Below are 23,240 nucleotides of genomic sequence, written 5' to 3' on the forward strand. Positions count from 1 at the left end.
GAGGAAAGCAGAATGACAATCACAAAGGGGATATGGGGTTCAGCGGCGTTACTGGCGGCGCTGAGCCTGCCTTTACAGGCGGCAGAGCCAGTAAAGGTGGGGTCTAAGATCGATACGGAAGGGGCGTTGCTCGGTAATATCATCCTGCAGGTGCTGGAAAGCCACGGGGTGAAAACAGTCAATAAAGTCCAGCTGGGTACCACGCCCGTGGTGCGCGGGGCCATCACCTCCGGCGAGCTCGATATCTACCCGGAATACACCGGTAATGGCGCGTTTTTCTTTAAAGATGAAAACGATGCTGCGTGGAAAAATGCCAGCGCAGGCTACGAGAAAGTGAAAAAACTCGACGCCGAACAGAACAAACTGATCTGGCTGACCCCTGCGCCCGCCAACAACACCTGGACCATCGCCGTGCGCAAGGATATCGCTGAGAAAGGCAAACTGACCTCTCTTGACGATCTGAGTCGCTATCTGAAAGAGAAGGGCGATTTCAAACTGGCGGCCTCGGCGGAATTTATCGAACGTCCGGACGCGCTTCCGGCCTTTGAAAAAGCCTACGATTTTAAACTCGACCAGAGCCAGCTGCTGTCGCTCGCGGGCGGTGATACAGCGGTGACGATCAAAGCTGCCGCTCAGAAAACCTCCGGCGTAAATGCGGCGATGGCCTACGGTACTGACGGCCCGGTGGCGGCGCTCGGTCTGCAAACCCTGACCGATCCGAAAGGCGTTCAGCCGATCTATGCTCCTACGCCTGTGGTGCGTGAAGCGGTGCTGAAAGCCTATCCGCAGATCGGCGACTGGCTGAAGCCGGTGTTTGAAACTCTCGATGAGAAAACCCTGCAACAGCTCAATGCGAGCATTGCGGTGGAAGGGCTGGATGCCAAAAAAGTGGCGGCAGATTATCTGAAGCAAAAAGGACTTGTGAAGTAACAGGATAATGTTGTGCCGATAACCTGTCATAACCGCGTACTGCTGCTGCTCGCGTTTGTCGCGCTGGCGGCGTGCGCGCTTCCGTTTGTGAATTTTGCCCCTAATCGGCTGGTGTCCGGCGAGGGGCTGTCCGTCTGGCAGGTGTGGGCGTTTTCGCCTCTCCTGCTGGCCTTGTCCCTTCTACTGGCTGCCGTGCTGGCGTTTTGCCGTGGGCGCTTGCCACTCATTTTCACGCTGCTCCTATGCGAAGCGTTAGTTGTGCTGCTGACCTGGAGTGCCGGGCAGGCGGCGACGCAACTCGCCACCGCCGAAACACCGCTGGCGCGCACCTCGGTAGGCAGCGGGCTGTGGCTGTGGATGGCCCTGTGCCTGCTCGCCTGTAGCGACGCGATCCGCCGTCTGACGCAACACCCGCTCTGGCGCTGGCTGCTACACGCGCAGATCTGGGTTCTGCCGCTGGCGCTGCTGTTCAGCGGCGAACTGAATACCCTTTCTCTGCTCAAAGAGTACGCTAACCGCCAGGAGATTTTTAACGATGCGCTGTTGCAGCATCTGACGATCCTTTTTGGCACGCTGGTGCCTGCGCTGCTTATCGGCGTACCCATCGGCCTGTGGTGCTACCGCCACCCCACGCGTCAGGGGCCGGTATTTACCGTGCTGAACGTGATTCAGACAATCCCTTCCGTGGCGCTGTTCGGCTTGCTGATCGCGCCGCTCGCCGGGCTGGTGAAAAGCTTTCCTGCGCTCGCCTCGCTCGGTATCGCCGGAACCGGACTGACGCCCGCGCTGATCGCGCTGGTGCTGTACGCGCTGCTGCCTCTGGCGCGCGGCGTGCTGGCGGGGCTAAGCCAGGTCTCTCCGGAGGTGCTGGAGAGCGCCAGCGCGATGGGGATGAGCGCCCGCCAGCGATTCTGGAAGATTCAGCTGCCGCTGGCACTGCCGCTGCTGCTGCGCAGCCTGCGGGTGGTGGCAGTGCAAACCGTCGGCATGGCGGTGATTGCAGCGCTGATCGGCGCTGGCGGGTTTGGGGCACTGGTATTCCAGGGCCTGCTGAGCAGCGCGCTGGATTTGGTCTTACTCGGTGTGATTCCTACCATCGCGCTGGCGGTGGTGGTGGATGCGCTTTTTGCCCTGTGGCTGGCCCTGCTGAAGGGGAAAAATGATGATTGAATTTCACGATGTGAACAAAGAATTTGCCGGGCAGATGGCTGTCAGCAATCTGAATCTGCGTTTTGAAGAAGGGGCCTTTTCGGTGCTGATCGGCACTTCCGGCTCGGGAAAATCGACCACCCTGAAGATGATCAACCGGCTGGTGGAGCATGACAGCGGGCTGATTCGTTTTGCCGGCGAGGAGATCCGCAGCCTGCCGGTGCTGGAACTGCGCCGCCGGATGGGGTACGCCATTCAGTCCATCGGCCTGTTCCCGCACTGGACGGTGGCGCAGAATATCGCCACCGTGCCGCAGCTGCAAAAATGGTCGCGGCAGAAGATTGCGGATCGCGTGGACGAACTGATGGCGCTGCTGGGGCTGGAGCCTGCCCTGCGCGAGCGCTATCCGCATCAGCTTTCCGGCGGGCAACAGCAGCGCGTCGGGGTGGCGCGCGCGCTGGCCGCGAATCCTGAAGTGCTGCTGATGGATGAACCTTTTGGCGCGCTGGACCCGGTTACCCGCAGCGCGCTGCAAACGGAGATGACCCGCATCCACCGCATTCTGGGGCGCACGATTATTCTGGTGACTCACGATATCGACGAAGCCCTGCGCCTCGCCGACCGCCTGGTTTTGATGGATAACGGCGAAGTGGTGCAGCAGGGGACGCCGCTGGAGCTGTTAACCCATCCGGCGACAGATTTTGTGCGCGAATTCTTTGGCCGCAGCGAACTGGGCGTACGCCTGCTGTCGCTGCGCACGGTCGGGGAGTATCTGCGCCGCGAAGATCCTGCCGTTAACGGCGAACCCCTTCAGGCGCAGATGAGCCTGCGCGATGCGCTCTCTGCGTTTGTCGCGCGGCAGTGCGAGGTGTTACCGGTGGTCGATGAGCACGGCGCGCCCTGCGGCACCCTGCATTTTCGCGATTTACTGGCAGGGGAGGTGGAACGTGAAATGGCTACGTGAGCCGCTCCTGTGGCTGGTGCTGCTGTTTGTCGCGCTGCTGTGGCTGATGCCCCACAGCGGCGGGCTGTTTGGCGCGTTGTTTCCAGGCCTTCCGCGTCCCGTTTATCTGCAGGAGAGTTTTATCAGCCTGACGCTGGCCCATTTCTGGCTGGTGGGGGTTTCAAGCGCTGTGGCGATTGTGATCGGCGTCGGGGCCGGGATTGCGGTGACGCGCCCGGCGGGCCGAGAGTTTCGCCCGCTGGTGGAGACCATTGCCGCTATCGGGCAGACGTTCCCGCCGGTGGCGGTGCTGGCGATTGCGGTGCCGGTGATCGGTTTTGGTCAGGAGCCGGCGATCATTGCATTGATTCTGTACGGCGTCCTGCCGATTTTACAGGCGACACTGGCCGGGCTGACAGCGGTTCCGGCGGCGGTGAGCAGCGTGGCGGAAGGCATGGGGATGAGTGCGGGGCAGCGTCTGCGTAAAGTTGAGCTGCCGCTTGCCGCGCCGGTGATTCTGGCGGGTGTGCGCACGTCGGTAATTATCAATATCGGGACGGCGACCATTGCCTCAACGGTCGGGGCCAATACCTTAGGCACGCCGATCATTATCGGCCTGAGCGGGTTTAACTCGGCTTATATTGTGCAGGGTGCGGTGCTGGTTGCGCTGGCGGCGATCGTGGTTGATCGCGGATTTGAACGGCTGGCGCAGTATCTCAGCCGACACCGCCACGTACGATAAATGAGTAGCCAGCCAGCATAACGCCGCCAATGCCGCTGATAGCCATTAAGGCGAAGAGGGTAATTACGGCCACTTTGGTTGCCTTCATAATGTGCTCCTTTTGTTAACCGCCCAATTATACGGTGAAGCACACCTGTTAATGAACCATTAAATGCCGTTAAGACATTTACGGACCGAGGGTAATGACGGGGTAGCCGTGTTCGCGCCATTCGCTCAGAAGCTGCTGTTGGGCGGCAGTGGGGATTTCTCCGCACCAGACCAGCAGGGTTTGCCCTTCGAAAAGCTCCGGGCGAAACTGCGCTAATGAATGTGCCAGCACGTCAACTCGCCAGCCTTGCTGCGTGGCGATCCAGGCTTCGAGCCATAAGCGGGTGGTGTCGTGAATATTCCAGCCGACCACCAGCGCGTCCTTTCCGCTCTTCTTGCGTGCCGTCGACAGGCACACGGAAATGTAATTGATTAACGCGCCATCCAGCATGCTTAGCAGCGTCTGTAATGCCGGCTGCTGAGACTGCAGACGGCGGCGAAGCGGTATAAACAGATGAGCAATTAACGTCTGGGCGGGATAATCCCGACCCTGCTCCTTGATCCAGGTTCGCAGACGTTGAAAGTTACCGGCCTGCAACAGGCGAAGCAGGGTTTCCTGATGTTCGCGCCACTCGGCCAGGCTGTCGGGATCGTGTTCGCATAAGAGCGATTTGACCTTACTGACCTGCACACCGTTGTCGATCCAGCTTTTGATTTCGCGAATGCGATCGATATCCGCCTCGTTAAACAGGCGGTGCCCTCCGTCCGTTCGCTGAGGTTTAAGCAGCTCGTACCGCCGCTGCCATGCCCGCAGCGTCACAGGATTGATATCACAAAGCAGTGCCACTTCACCTATCGTGTAAAGCGCCATGTTCGCCCCCTGGCTTGCGCATCCCCAGAGTAACTGTAGTCGTTGATTCGCGAACCAGGAAGAATCGACCGTTTTTTGAACAAATAATGCGAAGGGTGGAATATCTTGCGCTAAACGATGTGATGACGGGCACGAATTGCAGCTTTTTTGGAATGCTTCAAAGAAAGTTAATGTGTATCAGTGTATGTTACGCGTTTTTAGAAAGTGCGGTTTGCGGTCATGTACGAATTTAATCTGGTGTTGCTGCTGCTTCAGCAGATGTGCGTTTTTCTGGTCATCGCGTGGCTGATGAGCAAAACGCGGCTGTTCATTCCGCTGATGCAGGTGACGGTACGCTTGCCGCACAAGCTTCTCTGCTACGTCACCTTCTCGATTTTCTGCATTCTCGGCACCTATTTTGGCCTGCACATTGAAGACTCGATCGCCAACACGCGCGCCATCGGTGCGGTGATGGGCGGGCTGCTGGGTGGCCCGGTGGTCGGCGGTTTAGTCGGGTTAACGGGCGGATTGCATCGTTACTCCATGGGCGGCATGACGGCCCTGAGCTGCATGATCTCGACGATTGTCGAAGGGCTGCTCGGCGGCCTGGTTCACAGCTACATGATCAAGCGTGGCCGCCCGGATAAAGTCTTTAGCCCGCTCACCGCCGGGGCAATAACTCTGGTGGCAGAGCTGGCTCAAATGCTGATTATCCTGCTGATTGCGCGTCCCTTTGAAGATGCCCTGCATCTGGTGAGCAGCATCGCCGCGCCGATGATGGTCACCAATACCGTCGGCGCGGCGCTGTTTATGCGCATCCTGCTAGATAAACGCGCGATGTTTGAAAAATACACCTCGGCGTTCTCGGCCACAGCGCTTAAGGTCGCCGCCTCGACGGAAGGCATTCTGCGCCAGGGCTTTAACGAAGAGAACAGCATGAAAGTGGCTCAGGTGCTCTATCAGGAGCTGGATATCGGCGCGGTGGCGATCACCGATCGCGAACGGCTGCTGGCGTTTACCGGCACCGGTGACGATCACCATCTGCCCGGCAAACCGATCTCTTCGACGTATACGCTGCGTGCCATAGAAACGGGCGAAGTGGTGTATGCCGACGGGAATGAAGTGCCGTACCGCTGCTCGCTGCACCCGCAGTGCAAACTCGGTTCGACGCTAGTGATCCCGCTGCGCGGTGAGAATCAGCGGGTGATGGGAACGATTAAGCTCTACGAAGCCAAAAACCGGTTGTTCAGCTCCATCAACCGCACGCTGGGGGAGGGGATCGCCCAGCTGCTGTCGGCGCAAATCCTGGCGGGGCAGTACGAGCGACAAAAGGCGCTGCTGACGCAGTCGGAAATCAAACTCCTGCACGCCCAGGTGAATCCGCATTTTCTTTTTAATGCGCTGAACACGCTCAAGGCAGTGATCCGCCACGACAGCGATCAGGCGACGCAGCTGGTGCAGTTTCTGTCGACTTTTTTCCGCAAAAACCTGAAGCGCCCTTCAGAGATTGTGACCCTCGCCGATGAGATCGAACATGTGAATGCCTATCTGCAAATCGAAAAGGCGCGATTCCAGTCGAGACTGCAGGTGTCACTGTTTGTGCCGGACGAACTGGCCCATCAGCATCTTCCGGCGTTTACCCTGCAGCCGATTGTGGAAAATGCCATTAAACACGGCACCTCGCAGCTGCTGGGCACCGGCGAAATCCATATTTCTGCCAGCCGTTTTAATCACCATCTGGTGCTGGACATTGAAGATAACGCCGGGCTTTATCAGCCTGGCGCCGAGTCGGGCGGGCTGGGGATGAGCCTGGTCGACAAACGTCTGCGCGCGCATTTCGGTGATGATTGCGGTATCACCGTCGACTGCGAGCCGGACAGTTTTACCCGTATTACCTTACGATTGCCCCTGGAGGAAAACGCATGCTAAGAGTGCTGATTGTCGATGATGAGCCGTTAGCGCGGGAAAACCTGCGGGTTCTGTTGCAGGAACAGAGCGACATTGAGGTGGTGGGCGAGTGCGCCAACGCCATCGAAGCCATTGGTGCGGTACATAAATTGCGCCCGGACGTGCTGTTTCTCGATATCCAGATGCCGCGCATTAGCGGCCTGGAGATGGTCGGAATGCTCGACCCGGAGCATCGTCCTTACATCGTTTTTCTGACGGCGTTTGATGAATATGCGGTGAAAGCGTTTGAAGAGCATGCGTTCGATTATCTGCTAAAACCCATCGAAGAGAAGCGGCTGGAGAAAACCCTCAACCGCCTGCGCCAGGAGCGCAGCGTGCAGGACGTTTCGCTTCTGCCGGAAAACCAGCAGGCGCTAAAATTTATCCCCTGTACCGGCCATAGCCGCATCTACCTGTTGCAGATGGACGACGTGGCGTTTGTCAGTAGCCGCATGAGCGGGGTGTTCGTCACCAGCGCTGAAGGCAAGGAGGGCTTTACGGAGCTGACGTTGCGCACGCTGGAGAGCCGTACGCCGCTGCTCCGCTGTCATCGCCAGTATCTGGTGAATATGGCGCATCTGAAAGAAATTCGTCTGGAAGAGAACGGTCAGGCGGAGCTGGTGCTGCGTGCCGGGCAGACGGTGCCGGTGAGTCGGCGCTATCTGAAGAGCCTGAAAGAGGCGATTGGACTGTAAAACTGGTACACTGCGCCCCATCGCATCACCGACAGCTGAAGGCTCTATGTTAAGTAACGATATTCTTCGTAGCGTGCGCTACATCCTGAAATCCAACAATAACGATTTGGTTCGTATTCTGGCGCTGGCCGAGGTCGAGACCACGCCGGCGAATATCGCCAGCTGGATCACCAAAGAGGACGAAGAGGGCTTTGTTCGCTGCCCGGATATCATCCTCTCTTCGTTTTTGAATGGGCTGATCTACGATAAACGCGGCAAGGATGAGTCTGCCCCGGTGCTGTCGCCTGAGCGTCGCGTGAATAACAACATCGTACTGAAAAAACTGCGTATCGCGTTTTCCCTCAAATCTGACGATGTGCTGGCGATCATGACCGAGCAAAAATTCCGCGTGTCGATGCCGGAAATCACCGCCATGATGCGCGCGCCGGATCATAAGAACTACCGTGAGTGCGGCGATCAGTTTATGCGTTACTTCCTGCGCGGGCTGACTCACCGTGTGCATAGCGCGAAGCCGTCAGCCTGAGTTTGTTGGCGCTACGCCACGCTTTGTAGGCCGGGAACCGGTAAACAAGGCATAAAAAAAGCCGGAGAACGCTCCGGCTTTTTTGTTTATTTCACCTGCTGACCCGGTTTCGCCCCGTCGTCCGGGCTTAACAGGAAGATATCCTTCCCGCCAGGACCGGCGGCCATCACCATCCCTTCCGAGATGCCGAAGCGCATTTTGCGCGGCGCAAGGTTGGCGACCATCACCGTCTGGCGACCGATCAGCACCTGCGGGTCCGGATACGCAGAGCGAATGCCAGAGAAGACGTTACGTTTCTCACCGCCCAGATCCAGCGTCAGGCGCAGCAGTTTGTCAGAGCCTTCAACGAACTCCGCGTTTTCAATCAGCGCAACGCGCATATCAACTTTGGCGAAATCATCAAAAGTGATGGTTTCCTGAATCGGATCGTCTGCCAGCGGGCCAGTGGCTGGCGCAGCGGCGGCTTTCACCTCTTCTTTCGACGCTTCGACCAGCGCTTCAACCTGTTTCATCTCAATGCGGTTATACAGCGCTTTGAAGGTGCTCACTTTATGGCTGAGCAGCGGCTGCTGGATAGCATCCCAGGTCAGCTCGGTGTTCAGGAAGGCTTCTGCACGTTCCGTCAGCTGCGGCAGAACTGGCTTCAGGTAGGTCATCAGCACGCGGAACAGGTTGATGCCCATGGAGCAGATCGCCTGCAGATCCGCATCGCGGCCTTCCTGCTTCGCGACGACCCACGGCGCCTGCTCATCCACATAGCGGTTCGCCAGATCGGCCAGAGCCATAATTTCGCGCACCGCTTTACCGAACTCGCGCGCTTCCCACGCCTCGCCGATAGTGGCGGCCGCGTCGGTAAAGGTTTTATACAGTTCTGGATCGGCCAGTTCAGCCGCCATTACGCCGTCGAAACGCTTGGCGATAAAGCCCGCGTTACGGGACGCCAGGTTGACCACTTTATTCACGATATCTGCGTTCACGCGCTGCACGAAATCTTCCAGATTCAGGTCGATATCGTCGATGCGGGAAGAGAGCTTCGCGGTGTAGTAGTAGCGTAGGCTGTCTGCGTCGAAGTGGTTTAGCCAGGTGCTGGCTTTAATGAAGGTGCCGCGTGATTTGGACATCTTCGCGCCGTTCACCGTCACGTAGCCGTGCACGAACAGGTTGGTTGGCTTACGGAAACCGCTGCCTTCCAGCATCGCAGGCCAGAACAGGCTGTGGAAATAGACGATGTCTTTGCCGATGAAGTGGTACAGCTCTGCGTCGGAATCTTTTTTCCAGTACTCTTCGAAGCTCTGGGTGTCGCCGCGCTTGTCGCACAGGTTCTTGAAGGAACCCATGTAGCCGATTGGCGCATCCAGCCAGACGTAGAAATATTTGCCCGGCGCGTTCGGGATTTCGAAACCGAAGTACGGCGCATCGCGGGAGATATCCCACTGCTGCAGACCGGATTCGAACCACTCCTGCATTTTATTCGCCACCTGCTCCTGCAGCGCGCCGCTGCGGGTCCACGCCTGCAGCATTTCGCTGAAGGACGGCAGATCGAAGAAGAAGTGTTCAGAATCGCGCATGACAGGTGTCGCGCCGGACACCACGGATTTCGGCTCGATAAGCTCAGTTGGGCTGTAAGTCGCGCCGCACACTTCGCAGTTATCGCCGTACTGATCCGGGGATTTACACTTCGGACAGGTGCCTTTCACGAAACGGTCCGGCAGGAACATGCCTTTTTCCGGATCGTACAGCTGAGAGATGGTGCGGTTTTTGATAAAACCGTTCTCTTTCAGGCGGGTGTAGATAAGCTCCGACAGCTCGCGGTTCTCGTCGCTGTGCGTCGAGTGATAGTTGTCGTAGCTGATGTCAAAGCCAGCAAAATCAGTCTGATGCTCCTGACTCATCTCGGTAATCATCTGCTCCGGGGAGATCCCCAGCTGCTGTGCTTTCAGCATGATTGGCGTGCCGTGAGCATCGTCCGCGCAGATGAAGTTTACCTGGTGGCCGCGCATTCGCTGGTAACGGACCCAGACATCAGCCTGGATATGCTCCAGCATGTGGCCGAGGTGGATTGAACCGTTTGCGTACGGCAGAGCGCACGTTACCAGAATTTTTTTCGCGACTTGAGTCATAGTGGGCATTACTTCTTTAACAGTAAAAAGGGTTTTTGATAGTAACAAAAGGGCCATTATTAAGTAAGCACAAACCACGGCCTTTCAGGTAAACTTGTTCAACTAAGGTCTTATTCACAAGAACAAAGGAGTCGGGATGAGTTCTCAATCCCAGGCCAAATCACCGGAAGCCTTACGAGCAATGGTTGCCGGGACGCTGGCTAATTTTCAGCATCCAACCCTGAAGCACAATCTGACCACGCTAAAAGCGCTGCACCATGTGGCATGGCTGGATGACACGCTGCACGTAGAACTGCAGATGCCGTTTGTCTGGACCAGCGCCTTCGAAACCCTGAAAGAGCAGTGCAGTTCCGATCTGCTGCGTATTACCGGGGCGAAGGCGATTGACTGGAAGCTGACGCACACCATCGCCACGCTCAAACGCGTGAAAAATCAGCCGGGCATTAACGGCGTGAAGAATATTATTGCCATCAGCTCCGGCAAGGGTGGGGTGGGGAAATCCTCCACCGCCGTGAACCTTGCGCTGGCGCTGGCCGCAGAAGGGGCCAAAGTCGGAATTCTGGATGCCGATATCTACGGCCCGTCAATTCCCAATATGCTGGGCGCGGAAAACCAACGTCCAACCTCCCCGGACGGCACCCACATGGCGCCGATCATGGCCTACGGCCTGGCGACTAACTCCATCGGCTATCTGGTGACGGACGATAACGCGATGGTCTGGCGTGGCCCGATGGCCAGCAAGGCGCTGCTGCAGATGCTGCAGGAGACCATGTGGCCGGATCTCGATTACCTGGTACTGGATATGCCGCCTGGCACGGGCGATATCCAGCTGACGCTGGCGCAAAATATTCCGGTGACGGGAGCGGTTGTGGTTACTACGCCGCAGGATATCGCGCTGATCGACGCCAAAAAAGGCATCGTGATGTTCGAGAAAGTGGACGTGCCGGTGCTCGGCGTGGTCGAGAACATGAGCGTGCATATTTGCAGCAACTGCGGTCACCACGAGCCGATTTTTGGCACCGGTGGCGCAGAGAAACTGGCGGCGCAGTATCACACTCAGCTGCTGGGGCAGATGCCGCTGCATATCACCCTGCGTGAAGATCTCGACCGTGGTAAGCCGACCGTGGTGGGCCGTCCGGAGAGTGAATTTGCGGGAATGTACCGCCAGCTGGCAGGGCGCGTGGCCGCGCAGCTGTACTGGCAGGGTGAAGTGATTCCGAGCGAGATCGCGTTCCGCGCAGTCTAAGCATTAGCCGTAATGGGCCGGGGGCACTCGCTTACCCGGCCTGCAACAGGCTGTTCCGTGGGCCTGCGCAAGCGCAGCGCCTGCGGGCAATTACCGCAAAACGTAATGCATCAGGTAATACTCTCCGTCCGGAGAATCTCCCGTCGCCTCAATATGCCAGCCGTGTCGCTGGTAAAATGCCACCGCGCGTTCATTTCTGACCAGACACTTCAGCGAACCGGTGCTGGTGAATGTTTCCTGCACATGTTTGAGCAACAGGCTGCCAGCGCCCGCGCGCTGATACTGCGGGTCTACAAACAGATTGTGCAGAAAATTATCGTTGCTCCAGACCGATGCAAACCCGACGCGATGGCCGTCTTGCATCGCCACCCAGATTTGCTCGTCACGCGTTGCCGCGTCGAAATCTTCTAGCTGCCAGTCGCAGCTGTCCAGCCACGGCCAGGCTTCACGCCGGGCGTGTAAGTAGAGGGTGCGCAGGAAAGGGCGATCGCTTTCCTGCCAGGCCCGGACGGTGAGGGGATCAGCGGTGATAGAAGATATCTCCGTTGTAGGCTTTACGGATTTTACCGTCGGCGTCACCAATCAGAACGTAGTTCTCACCCATGTAAGTCCAGTGTGTACCCGCGTCAGGCGCAGGGAGGTTACGCAGCTGGTACTGTTTAATGGTGTATTCAGGCGTTTGATACTGAGCCGGTGCGGTGTCGCCAATTTTGAATTTGGTGAAATCGGCAATGAACTCTTGTTCTTCGTATGCCTGGATACCAGAAGGGGCAGCGGCAGGCTGCGGCGCGGCGTATACGGCACCCGCCAGTGACATCAACACACCCAGAAGCAGCAATTTACTCTTAGCCATTTTTTCTCCAGTTAAACCGTTTTGCTGATACTTCAGCCCGCTGTGGCGTCACAGCGTGGCAAGCAGCCCATTTTAGGGGGCACAGTCGCACTTGTTTGAAAAAAAATGTAACAAATCTGAACAGCTTTGCCCACGAATTCTTAACCACGTCGCTGAATGACGTATCGCATCTCAATATTCAGAGAAAATAACGAATTAGAGGTCTGCGAATTTATGGCTGAGCTGGTCGGGAAAACCGCAGTGGCAAAGGAAAAAGCGGGATAACAAAATTGTCCCCGCACCAGAGGGTGCGGGGAGCAAGGACTTACTTCGCCAGAATCTCGTACGCAGTGCGTTCCACCAGCGACAGCAGGACTTTCACGTCGTCCAGCGTCACCGTTGGGTTCAGCAGCGTCAGTTTCAGGCAAGTCACGCCGTTGTGCTCGGTCACGCCGACGTTTGCACGGCCGGAGTCGAGCAGGGCGTCACCAATTTTCTGGTTCAGCAGCGCGATAGCCGCATCGTTCAGCGCCTGCTCAGGGCGGAAGCGGAACAGCACGCTCGCCAGCTGAGGCTGCATTACCAGCTCCAGCACCGCCTGATCTTTCACGTACGCGGCAACGTCCTGCGCCAGCGTCACACCGTGATCGATAATGGCTGCGTATTGCTCCTGACCCAGCGCTTCCAGACTCATCCACAGCTTCAGCGCGTCGAAACGGCGCGTAGTCTGCAGTGATTTGGAGACCAGATTCGGCACGCCCGCTTCTTCGTCAAACTCAGAGTTCAGGTAGGCCGCCTGGTAGCGCATCAGCTCGTAATGGCGCGCTTCTTTCAGCAGGAATGCGCCGCAGCTGATGGTCTGGAAGAACTGCTTGTGGAAGTCCAGGGTGATGGAATCCACCAGTTCGATGCCGTCCAGGTAGTCGCGATACTTATCGGACATCAGCAGTGCGCCGCCCCAGGCTGCATCCACATGTACCCAAATCTGCTGCTCTGCGGCCATCTCTGCGATAGCGCGCAGCGGATCGATCGCACCCGCATCGGTGGTCCCGGCGGTGGCAACGATCGCCAGAATCTGCTCACCGTTGGCATTGCACTGGTCAATTTTCGCCGCCAGATCGTTCAGATCCATGCGTGAGCACTCGTCGGTTTTTATCTGAATGACCGACTGATAGCCCAGACCGAGCAGCGCCATGTTCTTCTGCACGGAGAAGTGCGCGTTTTCAGAACAGAGTACGCGGATCTTACGCAGATCACCGATCAGACCATCCTGCTGGATGGAGTGGCCCTGACGCGCGAAGAACGCGTCACGTGCCAGCATCAGGCCCATCAGATTGCTCTGGGTGCCACCGCTGGTGAACACGCCCGCATCCCCGGCCTGATAACCCACGCGGGTACGCAGCCAGTCGATCAGCTTCATCTCAATGATGGTTGCTGACGGGCTTTGATCCCAGGAGTCCATGCTCTGGTTGGTGGCGTTGATCAGCACTTCCGCCGCCTGGCTCACAACCAGGCTCGGGCAGTGCAGGTGCGCCACACACTGCGGGTGGTGAACCGACAGGCTGTCTTTCAGGAAGTACTCGACCGCGCGGGCAATCGCCGCTTCGTTGCCGAGGCCTTTCTGACCGAAGTTCAGGGAGATATTCTCGCGCAGCTCGGCGACGGTTTTCCCCTGATACATCTCAGACTGCTGCAGCCACTGCATCACCGCCTGAGAGCTTTGCTCGATGGCCTGCTGATAGGCCTCGATGCTTTGCGCCGACGACGACAGAATTGGGTTTGACTCAGACATCTTTTTCCTAACTCCGTTAGACCGGGCGAACGCCCGCAGCAAGCAGCGCCTGCTCGAATTTATCCAGGAAGACTTTCAGTTCCTGATCGCTAATCAGCAGAGATGGCAGCAGACGCAGAACCACGCCGTTACGACCACCGCGCTCCAGAATCAGGCCTGCTTCGAAGCATTTCTTCTGGATCAGGGCAGAGAGATCGCCGTCGCCTGGGAAACAGCCCATGTGATCTGCCGCTTCGTTCGGTTTCACGATCTCGATGCCGATCATCAGGCCCAGGCCACGCACGTGGCCGATCACCGGATAACGCTGTTGCAGCTCAACCAGCTGGCCTTTCAGCCATTCGCCCTGAGCGGCCACTTTGTCGGCGATATTCTGATCTTTCAGAATTTTCAGCGTGGTCAGGCCGGTTGCCATCGCCAGCTGGTTGCCACGGAAGGTGCCGGTGTGATGACCTGGTGCCCAGGCATCGAACTGCTTTTTAATGCCGAGAACGGCCAGTGGCAGACCGCCGCCGACAGCTTTAGACATCACGATGATGTCTGGCTCGATACCCGCGTGTTCGAAGGCAAACTGCTTGCCGGTACGGCAGAAGCCAGCCTGAACTTCGTCGAGGATCAGCAGAATGCCGTGCTCCTGAGTCACTTTACGAATGCGCTGCAGCCACTCAGCCGGAGCCGGGTTCACGCCGCCTTCGCCCTGAACCGCTTCCAGAATCACGGCCGCAGGTTTACGCACGCCGCTTTCGACGTCGTTGATCAGGTTATCAAAGTAGTAGGTCAGCGCTTTCACGCCCGCGTCACCGCCGATACCCAGCGGGCAGCGGTACTGGTGCGGGTAAGGCATGAACTGCACTTCTGGCATCATGTTATCGACCGCTTCTTTCGGAGACAGGTTACCTGTCACAGAGAGCGCGCCGTGGGTCATCCCGTGATAGCCGCCGGAGAAGCTGATAATGCTGCTGCGACCGGTGACTTTTTTCGCCAGTTTCAGCGCGGCTTCTACCGCATCGGCACCGGATGGGCCGGTGAACTGCAGGCAATATTCTTTGCCCTGGCCTGGCAGCAGGGAGAGCAGATACTCAGAGAACTCGTCTTTCAACGGTGTTGTCAGATCGAGAGTATGTAACGGCAAGCCGCTGGTAATGACATTTTGGATGCTTTTCAGCACATCAGGATGGTTATGGCCAAGCGCGAGGGTGCCAGCGCCGGCAAGACAGTCAAGGTATTCTTTATTATCTGCATCGGTAATCCACACGCCATCTGCTTTAGCGATCGCTAAAGGCAGTTTGCGAGGATAACTCCTGACGTTCGATTCAAACTCGGCCTGACGGGCCAGATAGGTTTCGTTGCTTTTGCGGGCATCTGCGGTGTCAATACGGACTTTATCCGTCATCATATCACTCCCACAACCGGGGCAGCCTTATGCGCCTCGATTGAATAAATAGTTAGTAAAGGATAGGGCGAGTAAAAAACGCGGCCAATATAGAGCCTTTTGGCGCGTGGCTCAATGGTTAATTTGTTTACTGTTTTGTTACAAAAGAGGGGGGTTAAAGAGCGTTCAATAACCCGATGTTTTTGATAACAAAAATCTGCCGCTTCGACGCGAAAAGCCCTCACCCCGCGCAATACAAAAAAGGCGGCACGTTAGCCGCCTTAACATTACTTCTGCGTGAACTGCAATAAGCCATGATCGCGGCCATGGGTTTTATTCCATGACGCATCGGTAATACCGTCTTCATCAAGCGTGATGGAGAGTACGTAACCCGCGCCTTTAATCTCATAACTATTCGCATTAAAACGCTTTATCGTCGCCTGCTTACCGTTGATTTTGGCGGTGAAAAAGCCGTTGCTGACGCTGGCTTTGATCCCGTTGGCCGTGAACGAGGCTTCACGCAGCGGGTCATGCACTTTGGCGCTCTGACCGTGCTGCACGGCGTTGGCGGCATTCTCAAGCGCCTGTTTTTCGGCCACGGCGTTCATCGTCGTGGTGCGGTTTTGCTCCGCTAAATAACAGGTATCGCGGCTGACGCCTTGCGCTTCACACTTCGCCATACGCTCAGCCGGAGAGGAACAGGCCGAAAGCGCAGAGACAGCAATGGCGACCATCATTAATTTCTTCATTTAATAACCTCTAACACATTGGATACAATTTAAAGATGAGATGAGATCGCGACAGGAGAAATAATCTCTGTACATCGTCCCGAGCCAAAATCCGGTCAGTATTAATAAAATATAAAGCACAGCAGAAAATATTATTATTTTTATCATGATGGCTATCATCAACAGGTACAAAATCACTCTTTAATAACGAGAGCAGATATATCAGAAGCCAATTCCGATACCCGCGCCCATCGCGAAATCGTTGTTGGTGGAATCACTGACACCCGCTTTAATCACGGTTGCGTCGCCTGCATGGAATGATGCGCCCACGCTCAGCGCCTGCTCATTTTTGAATGTCCCGACGCCTGCGGAAAACATCACCTGCTGGCCCACCTGTACCTGAGGCATTGACGCAATGGCGATGGCAGATGCCGCCCCGCTGCGGGATTCTTTCTTGTTATCGTCCACTTCATCTTTCAGGTTTTTGAACTGACTATTGCTGGCGGACTGCTGTTGAGCAAACGACTGTTTCGCGTCTTGCAGGTCTTTCTCGACGCTCGCCGACTGCTGGGCAGCGGCACTCTGCAGATGGTTAATCTGCTGATTCACATCCTGTTTAGTCTGCTGAAGATCTTTATTCAGGCTGGCCGACTGCTGCGTGCTGGTGTTCTTTACCGTCGTAATCTGCTGATTCACATCCTGCTTAGTCTGCTGAAGATCTTTTTCAATATTGGTCGTTTGCTGCGTGGTGGTATTTGTTACCGTCGTAATCTGGTTAGTGATGTTCGTGTTGGTCTGTTGCAGTGCATTATCGATGTCGATTTTCTGCTGAGTGACCGCATTATTCGTATTATCAATTTGCGTGTTTAAATCTGTTCGCGTCTGCTGTAAATCATAGTTGACCACCAGTACTGCATCTTTAGTGCTATTCAGATCGTCATCTACGCCACTGATACGCGTATTCAGTCCCTGAAAAGCCTGTTCGCTATCGACTTTATTTTGGGTAATCTGGTTCTGATGATCGTTGATAAGACCGATAGCCGCCTGGTGATCGGCTTCAACGGTATCACCCCACGCTTGAGAATAATCTATTGGTGCAGCAAATACGCTTCCGGCGCAGATGAGAGTCAACGCAAATACAGCGACAGGGGTTTTACGAGTAAGCATTAATTTCACGATCTCAATCTCAACAATAAATGCATAATTCTTAGATATAACGCAGCTAAAAACCGACGCGAAAAATCGAGTCGAGTAGGTCTGCTCCAGAGGGTGTATTTTTTTGATGGTCACAATCTTATTAACCGGGCTGAACTATCGTCTAACTGACGCGTGTGAACTTTGACGCAGATCACGTGCAATGCATATATCTAAGTTGCTGAAAGTAAACATTAATTTTTCATAAAGCGTTGTTTTTATTTGTATTGTTACCCTGGTTTGCGAGGTGGTAGTACGAAGATAAGTGGAGAGTTAAAAACATTAAATCTGAATAATCAAAGAGATTAAATGTATACACAGTAAATGAATGTTGAGGCTATTTTTTTAATATTTTTTCCCTGACGCACGACAGAAATCGGCTCGCGAAGGCTTGCCTGAGGCGATGGCTTGCTCTACCCTGCTAAAATTACTGAACTGCTCAGTAAGTTGACTCGGGGTGCCCTTCTTTGTGAAGGCTGAGAAATACCCGTACCACCTGATCTGGATAATGCCAGCGTAGGGAAGTCAGATGCCCCCCACGGCTATCGCTTCTTGACGCAAGGCAGGAGCGAAACCATGCAGCCTGACCTGCTCGATTTACACGTCTTACACCACTTCCGTACCCGTTCTCCGCTTACTCACTGCATGACCAACGATGTAGTGCAGGCCTTTACCGCGAACGTTTTACTGGCCCTCGGGCCTCTCCGGCGATGGTTATCGAAGCCGAAGAGGCGGAGCAGTTTGCCGGGATAGCCGATGCGCTGTTAATCAATGTCGGTACGCTCACCTCGCCGCGCGCGCAGGCCATGCGCCGGGCAATTGAACGTGCGGTTGCCGCAGGGAAGCCCTGGACGCTCGATCCGGTGGCGGTCGGTGCGCTGGCGTTTCGCACCCGCTTTTGCCAGCAAACTCTCACTCTAAAACCCGCCGCCATCCGTGGGAATGCCTCAGAAATCCTTGCCCTTGCCGGTATGAGCGCGGGCGGTCGCGGGGTAGACACCACCGATACCGCTGCCAGCGCGTTGCCCGCAGCCCAGGCACTGGCACGCCAGACCAACGCCATTGTTGCGGTCACGGGGAGGTGGATTACGTCACCGACGGGCAGCGAACGAAAACCATCGCTGGCGGCGATCCGATGATGGCCCGCGTGGTCGGCACCGGCTGTGCCCTGTCGGCGGTGGTTGCGGCAAGCTGCTCGCTGCCGGGCGATCGGCTGGATAATGTGGCTGCCGCCTGTGGATGGATGAAGCGTGCGGGAAGCGTAGCCGCCGCACACAGCGCCGGGCCGGGCAGTTTTGCCAGCGCCTTTATTGACGCCCTCTGGAATCTGGAGGCGCAGGCATGAAACGCATCAACGCACTAACCATCGCAGGCACCGATCCGAGCGGCGGCGCGGGTATTCAGGCCGATCTCAAAACGTTCTCCGCTCTCGGGGCTTATGGCTGTTCGGTCATCACCGCGCTGGTGGCGCAAAATACCCGTGGCGTGCAGTCGGTCTATCGCATTGAGCCAGATTTTGTCGCGGCTCAGCTCGATTCCGTGTTCAGCGATGTACGCATTGATACCACCAAAATCGGCATGCTGGCCGAAACCGATATCGTTGAAGCGGTGGCCGAGCGGCTGAAGCGTTATCAGGTGCAAAACGTGGTGCTCGATACGGTGATGCTGGCGAAAAGCGGCGATCCGCTGCTTTCAACGTCTGCCGTTGAAACCCTGCGTAAAAAGCTGTTGCCGCAGGTTTCGCTCATCACGCCGAATCTGCCGGAAGCGGCAGCGCTGCTCGATGCGCCGCACGCCCGCAGCGAACAGGAGATGAAAGAGCAGGGCCGTGCATTACTGGCGCTGGGCTGTGAAGCGGTGCTGATAAAGGGCGGTCATCTGGACGACGCCGAAAGCCCGGACTGGCTCTTTACCCGCGACGGTGCGCAGCGATTTACCGCCCCGCGCGTCATCACCAAAAACACCCACGGCACCGGCTGCACCCTGTCGGCGGCACTGGCGGCGCGGCGTCCGCGTCATGAAAACTGGGCCGATACGGTGCAGGACGCCAAAGCCTGGCTCTCACTGGCGCTCGCCAAAGCCGATACTCTGGAAGTCGGTCACGGTATTGGCCCGGTTCACCATTTTCATGCATGGTGGTAAAGCGCTGAAGGAGTATACTGAATAAGGACTTTCTGCCAGGAAAACAGAGATGGAACAAGCGCATACCCGGTTAATTGCTCAACTGAATGAACGGTTTGCGGCGGCGGATAATACCCCGCTTTATCTGAGATTTGCCGAGACGGTAAAAAACGCCGTGCGCAGCGGAATGCTGGAGCATGGCAACATTTTGCCGGGCGAGCGCGATCTGAGCCAGTTGACCGGGGTGTCGCGCATTACCGTGCGCAAAGCGTTGCAGGCGCTGGAAGAGGAGGGCGTGGTCACGCGTTCTCAGGGCTATGGCACGCAGATTAATAACATCTTTGAGTATTCCCTCAAGGAGGCGCGCGGGTTTTCTCAGCAGGTGGTCCTGCGCGGCAAAAAGCCTGACACCCTGTGGGTGAACAAACGGATCGTCAAATGCCCGGATGAGGTGGCGTCGGAGCTATCAATCGCACCGCAAAGCGATGTCTTTATGCTCAAACGCATTCGCTACGTCGATGATGACGCCGTGTCGATTGAAGAGTCCTGGGTGCCGGTTGGGCTGATCCACGACCCTGATGCCATTGGTATTTCTCTGTACGACTATTTCCGCAGCCAGAACATTTTCCCGCAGCGTACCCGCTCGCGCGTCAGCGCCCGGATGCCGGACAGCGAGTTCCAGATGCACATCAAAATGGACGAAAAAATACCGGTGCTGGTGATCAAGCAAGTCGCGCTTGACCAGCAACACCGGCCGATTGAGTACAGCATTAGCTACTGTCGCAGCGATTTATACGTCTTTGTGTGCGAGGAGTAGTTCCTCGCGCGTCGGCGCACAGTCGCCGCCGCGATGACTAACTACCCACGCGGCCACCGCATTGCCGAGTAATACCGCGTCCGGCAGCGCCCAGCCCGCCGCCAGCCCGGCCAGCGTTCCACCTGCGTGGCTGTCGCCCGCACCAATGGTATCCACCACCGTGGCGGGAAATGCCGGAACATGCCCGGCATTTTCACCGTCGTAATACTCTGCGCCGTCTTTATCGTGCCGCACAATCAGCGGGCAGCCGTAATGCGCCTGCCACGCCTTGCCGAGCGCTTCCACGGGCACATCAAGACGCTCCGCCGCAATAACGGCTTCCTGGCGATTCAGCGACACAATCGGTTTGCAGGCCATGATACGTGCCATCAATGCATCAGGAATATCCGCGATGCGTGGCCCAAAATCGATAAACACCGTCACGTCTTTAAGCCCTTCCAGCCAGTGCGTCAGCAGGTCCCCGCACGGTGAGGCCAGCTGGTAGCCCGAGAGCGATACCAGGCTGTGAGGCGGCACCACAAGCGCGTCCAGCCAGCTCTGCTGCCACTGGTTTTCCACGCCGCTGAAAGACATAAAGGTGCGCTCACCGTCCGGCTCCACCAGCGCCAGGCACCAGCCGTTATCACCGCTTTCGGCTTCTACCGCGCTGTGCAGATCCTGTTTTGTCATGGCGTTACGAATGATATCGGCCCACACGCCGTGCCCGACCGGCAGCGCGTTTTGCGCCGTGATCCCGAGGCGTTTCAGGGCGATAGCGATGTTCAGCGCACAGCCGCCAATGTTCACGCCCTGTTGTTTTAATTCGATATCACACCCGCGCCAGGGCAGGGCGTAGGCATCGGCGATCACGTCGATGACCGCCGCACCCAGCACCGTCACCGGACGCTGGGCCGTTAAGCTTTCAAGCTGGTGAGAAAGTTCGGTTCTCATGCGCCCTCTCTTTCTTCCCGATAGTGCAGCAGATGCTCGCAGTAGTAGCCAAAGTCCAGTTGATTCACCGCATCCAGCTCGGCTTTCAGGGCCGGATCAATCGCCTGCACGCCATGCAGCGCGCCGCAAATCGCGGTCGCCATCGCACCGATAGTGTCCGTATCCCCGCCGAGATTTGCGCATAAAATTGCGCAGCGGTTCGGGTCTGTCCCGGCCAGTTCCACCATCGCAATCGCCGCCGGAACGGATTCAATGGTGCTGGTGCCTGCACCGACGAGCTGGTAAATCTGCTCGCTGGCAGAGTCGATGCCGTTGGCCTCGCGCACGGTTTTAAGGGCCAGTTCCAGACGCGCAGCCAGAGAAGCGCTGAACGTGGTGGATCTGGACTCCTGGGCATAACGCGCGATGCCGGGCAGGGCGTCGACGATGTTCTGCCAGCTTTCCCCGTCAATGGCGCGGGAGATTGCCCAGGCGATCACCACCGCACCGGCAATCGCCAGATCCGATTTGTGCGTCGGACTTGAAGCGAGTGCCACCTGCTCAACAAAATGCTCAAGGCGAGTGGCCGGGAGCAGGCAGCCGAGCGGTGAGGCGCGCATCGCCGCGCCGTTGGTAACGCCATTATTTTCCAGCTCGCTCACCGGTTTACCGCTGCGGATGGCGTTCAGGGCAATTTTCGACGTCGGGCCGAGCACGTTCTTATTAAAAGCATCAAACTCTTCGGCCCACAGCAGGATATGCCTGCCGATGGCATCGGGATCAATCTGCCCCTCGCATTCAATAATGGCATCCGCCAGGCTCAGGGCCATGGAGGTATCATCCGTAAACTCCGCCCGGCCAAAATAACAGGCGGCATTATTCTCTGCCGGGCCGGGCAAAAAGCGGTCGATCCAGCCAAAATGGGCTTTCACGCGGCTTCTTGGCCACAGCTCTGACGGCATGCCCATCGCATCCCCCAACATCTGCCCGTACAGGGCACCGAGAATACGTTCTGCTTTCATTTTACTTCCCCTCGTGTCAGCGCAGTATCGGCATCATCCACCTCAATGGCGGTGATCTCTTTATCCGATTCGCGGAAAAACAGCATAAACAGCACGGCGATAACGACGATCATAATGCCGCCGAACGCCCACATTCCGGCCCAGTTGAAGGTCAACCCGTTCACAGGCTCTTTATAGGCAAACATTTTTTCCATCATCACGCCGCCCAGACGGTAGCCCAGCAGGCTGCCAAAGCCCTGGCAGCAGAGTGTGATCAGCCCTTGCGCTGCGGTGCGCATATGCACAGGCGCTTTTTTGTCCACGTAGATATACGCGGTGACGTAATAGAAGTCGTAGCTTACGCCGTGGAGCAAAATGCCCAGGAACAGCAGCGCGTAGGTGAAGTACTGGTCTGCGCCACCGAAGACAAAGAAGCCGTAGCGGATGGCGGCGGTGATCAGGCCCAGCAGCAGGACCTTTTTAATACCAAAGCGCTTGGTGAAGAAAGGCAGCGCCAGCATAAAGAAGATTTCAGAGAACTGGCCGAGGGTCATCCAGCCGGTGGCGTTTTTCATGCCCACTTCCGTGAGATAACCGTTCGCAAAGATGTAGTAGAACGCCAGCGGCATCGCGAACAGGAACGAGCAGAAGAAGAACACGAGGAAGTTTTTATCGCGCAGCAAAATGAGCGCATCCAGTCCCAGCATCACTTTGATATCCAGCTTGCCGGTGCTCTTCGGCGGTGTATTCGGCAGGAACAGGGCAAACACGCCCAGAAGCGCAGAGCTGGCCGCCGTCATCAGCAGGGGAATATTGGTGTCAGAAATATCGTTGTAGCCGAGCATTTGCGGCAGGAACCCGCAGGCCAGGCCCGAGGCGATCCAGCCAATCGTCCCCATCACGCGGATGCGCGGGAAATCGGCCTCCACATCGTCGACGTTCGCAAAGGCAATGCTGTTGGTCAGGGCGATGGTCGGCATGTAGGTCAGAGAGTAGAGCAGCAGCAGCGGGAAGAAGGCGCTGAACTGCGTTTGCTGGGCGGCGAAGTACATCAGAATTGCCCCGGCAAACATCAGCACCGCCAGCACTTTTTGCGCGGCAAAGAAGCGGTCTGTCAGCGAGCCAACGAGGATCGGCGAGAGGATCGCGGCGATAGCGGTACAGGCATACGACCAGCCAATTTCCCCGGCGGTAAAGCCGCTTTTACTCAGCCACAGCCACAGCGGCACAAACCACGCGCCCCAGATAAACCATTCAACAAACATCATGAATGACAGTTGGACTTTCGTTTTCATTGTTTAATCC

Annotated in this window: 22 protein-coding genes, 1 pseudogene and 1 riboswitch; of the genes and pseudogenes, 11 read left to right on the forward strand and 12 right to left on the reverse strand. The window is 56.8% G+C overall.

Annotated features, from left to right (window positions below; translation table 11 throughout):
- Positions 1-12: 12 nt before the first annotated feature.
- From DAI21_RS12470 to DAI21_RS12485, 4 genes are read left to right on the forward strand one after another with little or no spacing between them, the layout of a single operon-like run.
- Entirely contained in the window at positions 13-930 is a 918-nt protein-coding gene (locus tag DAI21_RS12470) for an ABC transporter substrate-binding protein (RefSeq protein WP_100779547.1), read from the forward strand.
- A 12-nt stretch (positions 931-942) separates the two neighbouring features.
- Positions 943-2,100 carry an ABC transporter permease gene (locus DAI21_RS12475; protein ID WP_107703238.1) on the forward strand — a complete coding sequence of 386 codons (1,158 nt, stop codon included), beginning with the start codon at positions 943-945 and terminating at the stop codon, positions 2,098-2,100.
- The gene (locus DAI21_RS12480) at positions 2,093-3,043 is read left to right on the forward strand and encodes an ABC transporter ATP-binding protein (RefSeq protein WP_107703239.1); all 951 of its coding nucleotides are present in this window, start codon (positions 2,093-2,095) and stop codon (positions 3,041-3,043) included. The genes DAI21_RS12475 and DAI21_RS12480 overlap by 8 nt, the downstream gene beginning before the upstream one ends.
- Complete coding sequence (locus tag DAI21_RS12485; protein WP_107703240.1) at positions 3,027-3,764, forward strand: ABC transporter permease; 738 nt, start codon at positions 3,027-3,029, stop codon at positions 3,762-3,764. The genes DAI21_RS12480 and DAI21_RS12485 overlap by 17 nt, the downstream gene beginning before the upstream one ends.
- On the opposite strand, the gene DAI21_RS12490 is transcribed toward DAI21_RS12485, so the two are convergent.
- Positions 3,739-3,852 (reverse strand): protein YohO, encoded by a 114-nt coding sequence (locus tag DAI21_RS12490; protein WP_100779551.1) that lies wholly within the window; start codon positions 3,850-3,852, stop codon positions 3,739-3,741. The genes DAI21_RS12485 and DAI21_RS12490 overlap by 26 nt on opposite strands.
- Before the next feature lie 78 nt (positions 3,853-3,930).
- A complete protein-coding gene (mlrA, locus tag DAI21_RS12495) occupies positions 3,931-4,662 on the reverse strand; it encodes an HTH-type transcriptional regulator MlrA (protein ID WP_100779552.1) in 732 nt (243 codons plus the stop codon).
- Positions 4,663-4,881: 219 nt separating this feature from the next.
- Between mlrA and DAI21_RS12500 the strand changes: the two genes are divergently transcribed.
- From DAI21_RS12500 to DAI21_RS12510, 3 genes are read left to right on the forward strand one after another with little or no spacing between them, the layout of a single operon-like run.
- A complete protein-coding gene (locus DAI21_RS12500; RefSeq protein ID WP_100779553.1) occupies positions 4,882-6,570 on the forward strand; it encodes a sensor histidine kinase in 1,689 nt (562 codons plus the stop codon).
- The gene (gene btsR / locus DAI21_RS12505; protein ID WP_107703241.1) at positions 6,564-7,283 is read left to right on the forward strand and encodes a two-component system response regulator BtsR; all 720 of its coding nucleotides are present in this window, start codon (positions 6,564-6,566) and stop codon (positions 7,281-7,283) included. The genes DAI21_RS12500 and btsR overlap by 7 nt, the downstream gene beginning before the upstream one ends.
- A 46-nt stretch (positions 7,284-7,329) precedes the next feature.
- Complete coding sequence (locus DAI21_RS12510; protein WP_100779555.1) at positions 7,330-7,806, forward strand: DUF1456 family protein; 477 nt, start codon at positions 7,330-7,332, stop codon at positions 7,804-7,806.
- An 86-nt stretch (positions 7,807-7,892) separates the two neighbouring features.
- Here the strand turns inward: DAI21_RS12510 and metG are convergent, their stop codons facing one another.
- Positions 7,893-9,926, reverse strand: coding sequence for a methionine--tRNA ligase (metG, locus tag DAI21_RS12515; protein ID WP_107703242.1), 2,034 nt, complete (start codon positions 9,924-9,926; stop codon positions 7,893-7,895).
- Between the two features lie 136 nt (positions 9,927-10,062).
- Between metG and apbC the strand changes: the two genes are divergently transcribed.
- Positions 10,063-11,172 carry an iron-sulfur cluster carrier protein ApbC gene (gene apbC / locus DAI21_RS12520; protein WP_107703243.1) on the forward strand — a complete coding sequence of 370 codons (1,110 nt, stop codon included), beginning with the start codon at positions 10,063-10,065 and terminating at the stop codon, positions 11,170-11,172.
- A 90-nt stretch (positions 11,173-11,262) separates the two neighbouring features.
- On the opposite strand, the gene DAI21_RS12525 is transcribed toward apbC, so the two are convergent.
- The 6 genes from DAI21_RS12525 to DAI21_RS12550 form a co-directional block, all read right to left on the reverse strand.
- A complete protein-coding gene (locus tag DAI21_RS12525) occupies positions 11,263-11,751 on the reverse strand; it encodes a GNAT family N-acetyltransferase (RefSeq protein ID WP_107703244.1) in 489 nt (162 codons plus the stop codon).
- Positions 11,693-12,025 (reverse strand): RcnB family protein, encoded by a 333-nt coding sequence (locus tag DAI21_RS12530; RefSeq protein ID WP_100779559.1) that lies wholly within the window; start codon positions 12,023-12,025, stop codon positions 11,693-11,695. The genes DAI21_RS12525 and DAI21_RS12530 overlap by 59 nt, the downstream gene beginning before the upstream one ends.
- 304 nt (positions 12,026-12,329) lie before the next feature.
- A complete protein-coding gene (locus DAI21_RS12535) occupies positions 12,330-13,796 on the reverse strand; it encodes an aspartate aminotransferase family protein (protein ID WP_107703245.1) in 1,467 nt (488 codons plus the stop codon).
- Between the two features lie 16 nt (positions 13,797-13,812).
- Positions 13,813-15,189 carry a diaminobutyrate--2-oxoglutarate transaminase gene (locus tag DAI21_RS12540; RefSeq protein WP_102104115.1) on the reverse strand — a complete coding sequence of 459 codons (1,377 nt, stop codon included), beginning with the start codon at positions 15,187-15,189 and terminating at the stop codon, positions 13,813-13,815.
- Between the two features lie 263 nt (positions 15,190-15,452).
- Positions 15,453-15,914 carry a hypothetical protein gene (locus DAI21_RS12545; protein ID WP_100779562.1) on the reverse strand — a complete coding sequence of 154 codons (462 nt, stop codon included), beginning with the start codon at positions 15,912-15,914 and terminating at the stop codon, positions 15,453-15,455.
- Positions 15,915-16,115: 201 nt separating this feature from the next.
- Positions 16,116-17,060 carry a YadA-like family protein gene (locus DAI21_RS12550; RefSeq protein WP_107704246.1) on the reverse strand — a complete coding sequence of 315 codons (945 nt, stop codon included), beginning with the start codon at positions 17,058-17,060 and terminating at the stop codon, positions 16,116-16,118.
- A gap of 470 nt (positions 17,061-17,530) precedes the next feature.
- Positions 17,531-17,627: riboswitch (TPP riboswitch) on the forward strand.
- A gap of 36 nt (positions 17,628-17,663) precedes the next feature.
- On the opposite strand from DAI21_RS12550, the pseudogene thiM reads away from it, so the two are divergent.
- The 3 genes and pseudogenes from thiM to DAI21_RS12565 all read left to right on the forward strand — a co-directional run bounded on the left by thiM (position 17,664) and on the right by DAI21_RS12565 (position 20,025).
- Positions 17,664-18,432, forward strand: a pseudogene (gene thiM / locus DAI21_RS12555) (hydroxyethylthiazole kinase).
- A complete protein-coding gene (gene thiD / locus DAI21_RS12560; RefSeq protein ID WP_107703246.1) occupies positions 18,429-19,229 on the forward strand; it encodes a bifunctional hydroxymethylpyrimidine kinase/phosphomethylpyrimidine kinase in 801 nt (266 codons plus the stop codon). Before thiM ends, thiD begins: the two are co-directional and overlap by 4 nt.
- 49 nt (positions 19,230-19,278) lie before the next feature.
- Positions 19,279-20,025 (forward strand): GntR family transcriptional regulator, encoded by a 747-nt coding sequence (locus DAI21_RS12565; protein ID WP_107703247.1) that lies wholly within the window; start codon positions 19,279-19,281, stop codon positions 20,023-20,025.
- Here DAI21_RS12565 and DAI21_RS12570 read toward each other — a convergent pair.
- The 3 genes from DAI21_RS12570 to DAI21_RS12580 are packed head-to-tail and all read right to left on the reverse strand — an operon-like array spanning position 19,999 to position 23,230.
- The gene (locus tag DAI21_RS12570; RefSeq protein WP_107703248.1) at positions 19,999-20,955 is read right to left on the reverse strand and encodes a PfkB family carbohydrate kinase; all 957 of its coding nucleotides are present in this window, start codon (positions 20,953-20,955) and stop codon (positions 19,999-20,001) included. The genes DAI21_RS12565 and DAI21_RS12570 overlap by 27 nt on opposite strands.
- Positions 20,952-21,956: an ADP-ribosylglycohydrolase family protein gene (locus DAI21_RS12575; protein ID WP_107703249.1), complete on the reverse strand. Its 1,005-nt coding sequence runs from the start codon at positions 21,954-21,956 to the stop codon at positions 20,952-20,954. Before DAI21_RS12575 ends, DAI21_RS12570 begins: the two co-directional genes overlap by 4 nt.
- Positions 21,953-23,230, reverse strand: coding sequence for a nucleoside permease (locus DAI21_RS12580; protein WP_107703250.1), 1,278 nt, complete (start codon positions 23,228-23,230; stop codon positions 21,953-21,955). Before DAI21_RS12580 ends, DAI21_RS12575 begins: the two co-directional genes overlap by 4 nt.
- Positions 23,231-23,240 lie beyond the last annotated feature (10 nt).

The sequence above is a fragment of the Lelliottia sp. WB101 genome, from assembly GCF_003051885.1.
Lineage (GTDB): Bacteria > Pseudomonadota > Gammaproteobacteria > Enterobacterales > Enterobacteriaceae > Enterobacter > Enterobacter nimipressuralis.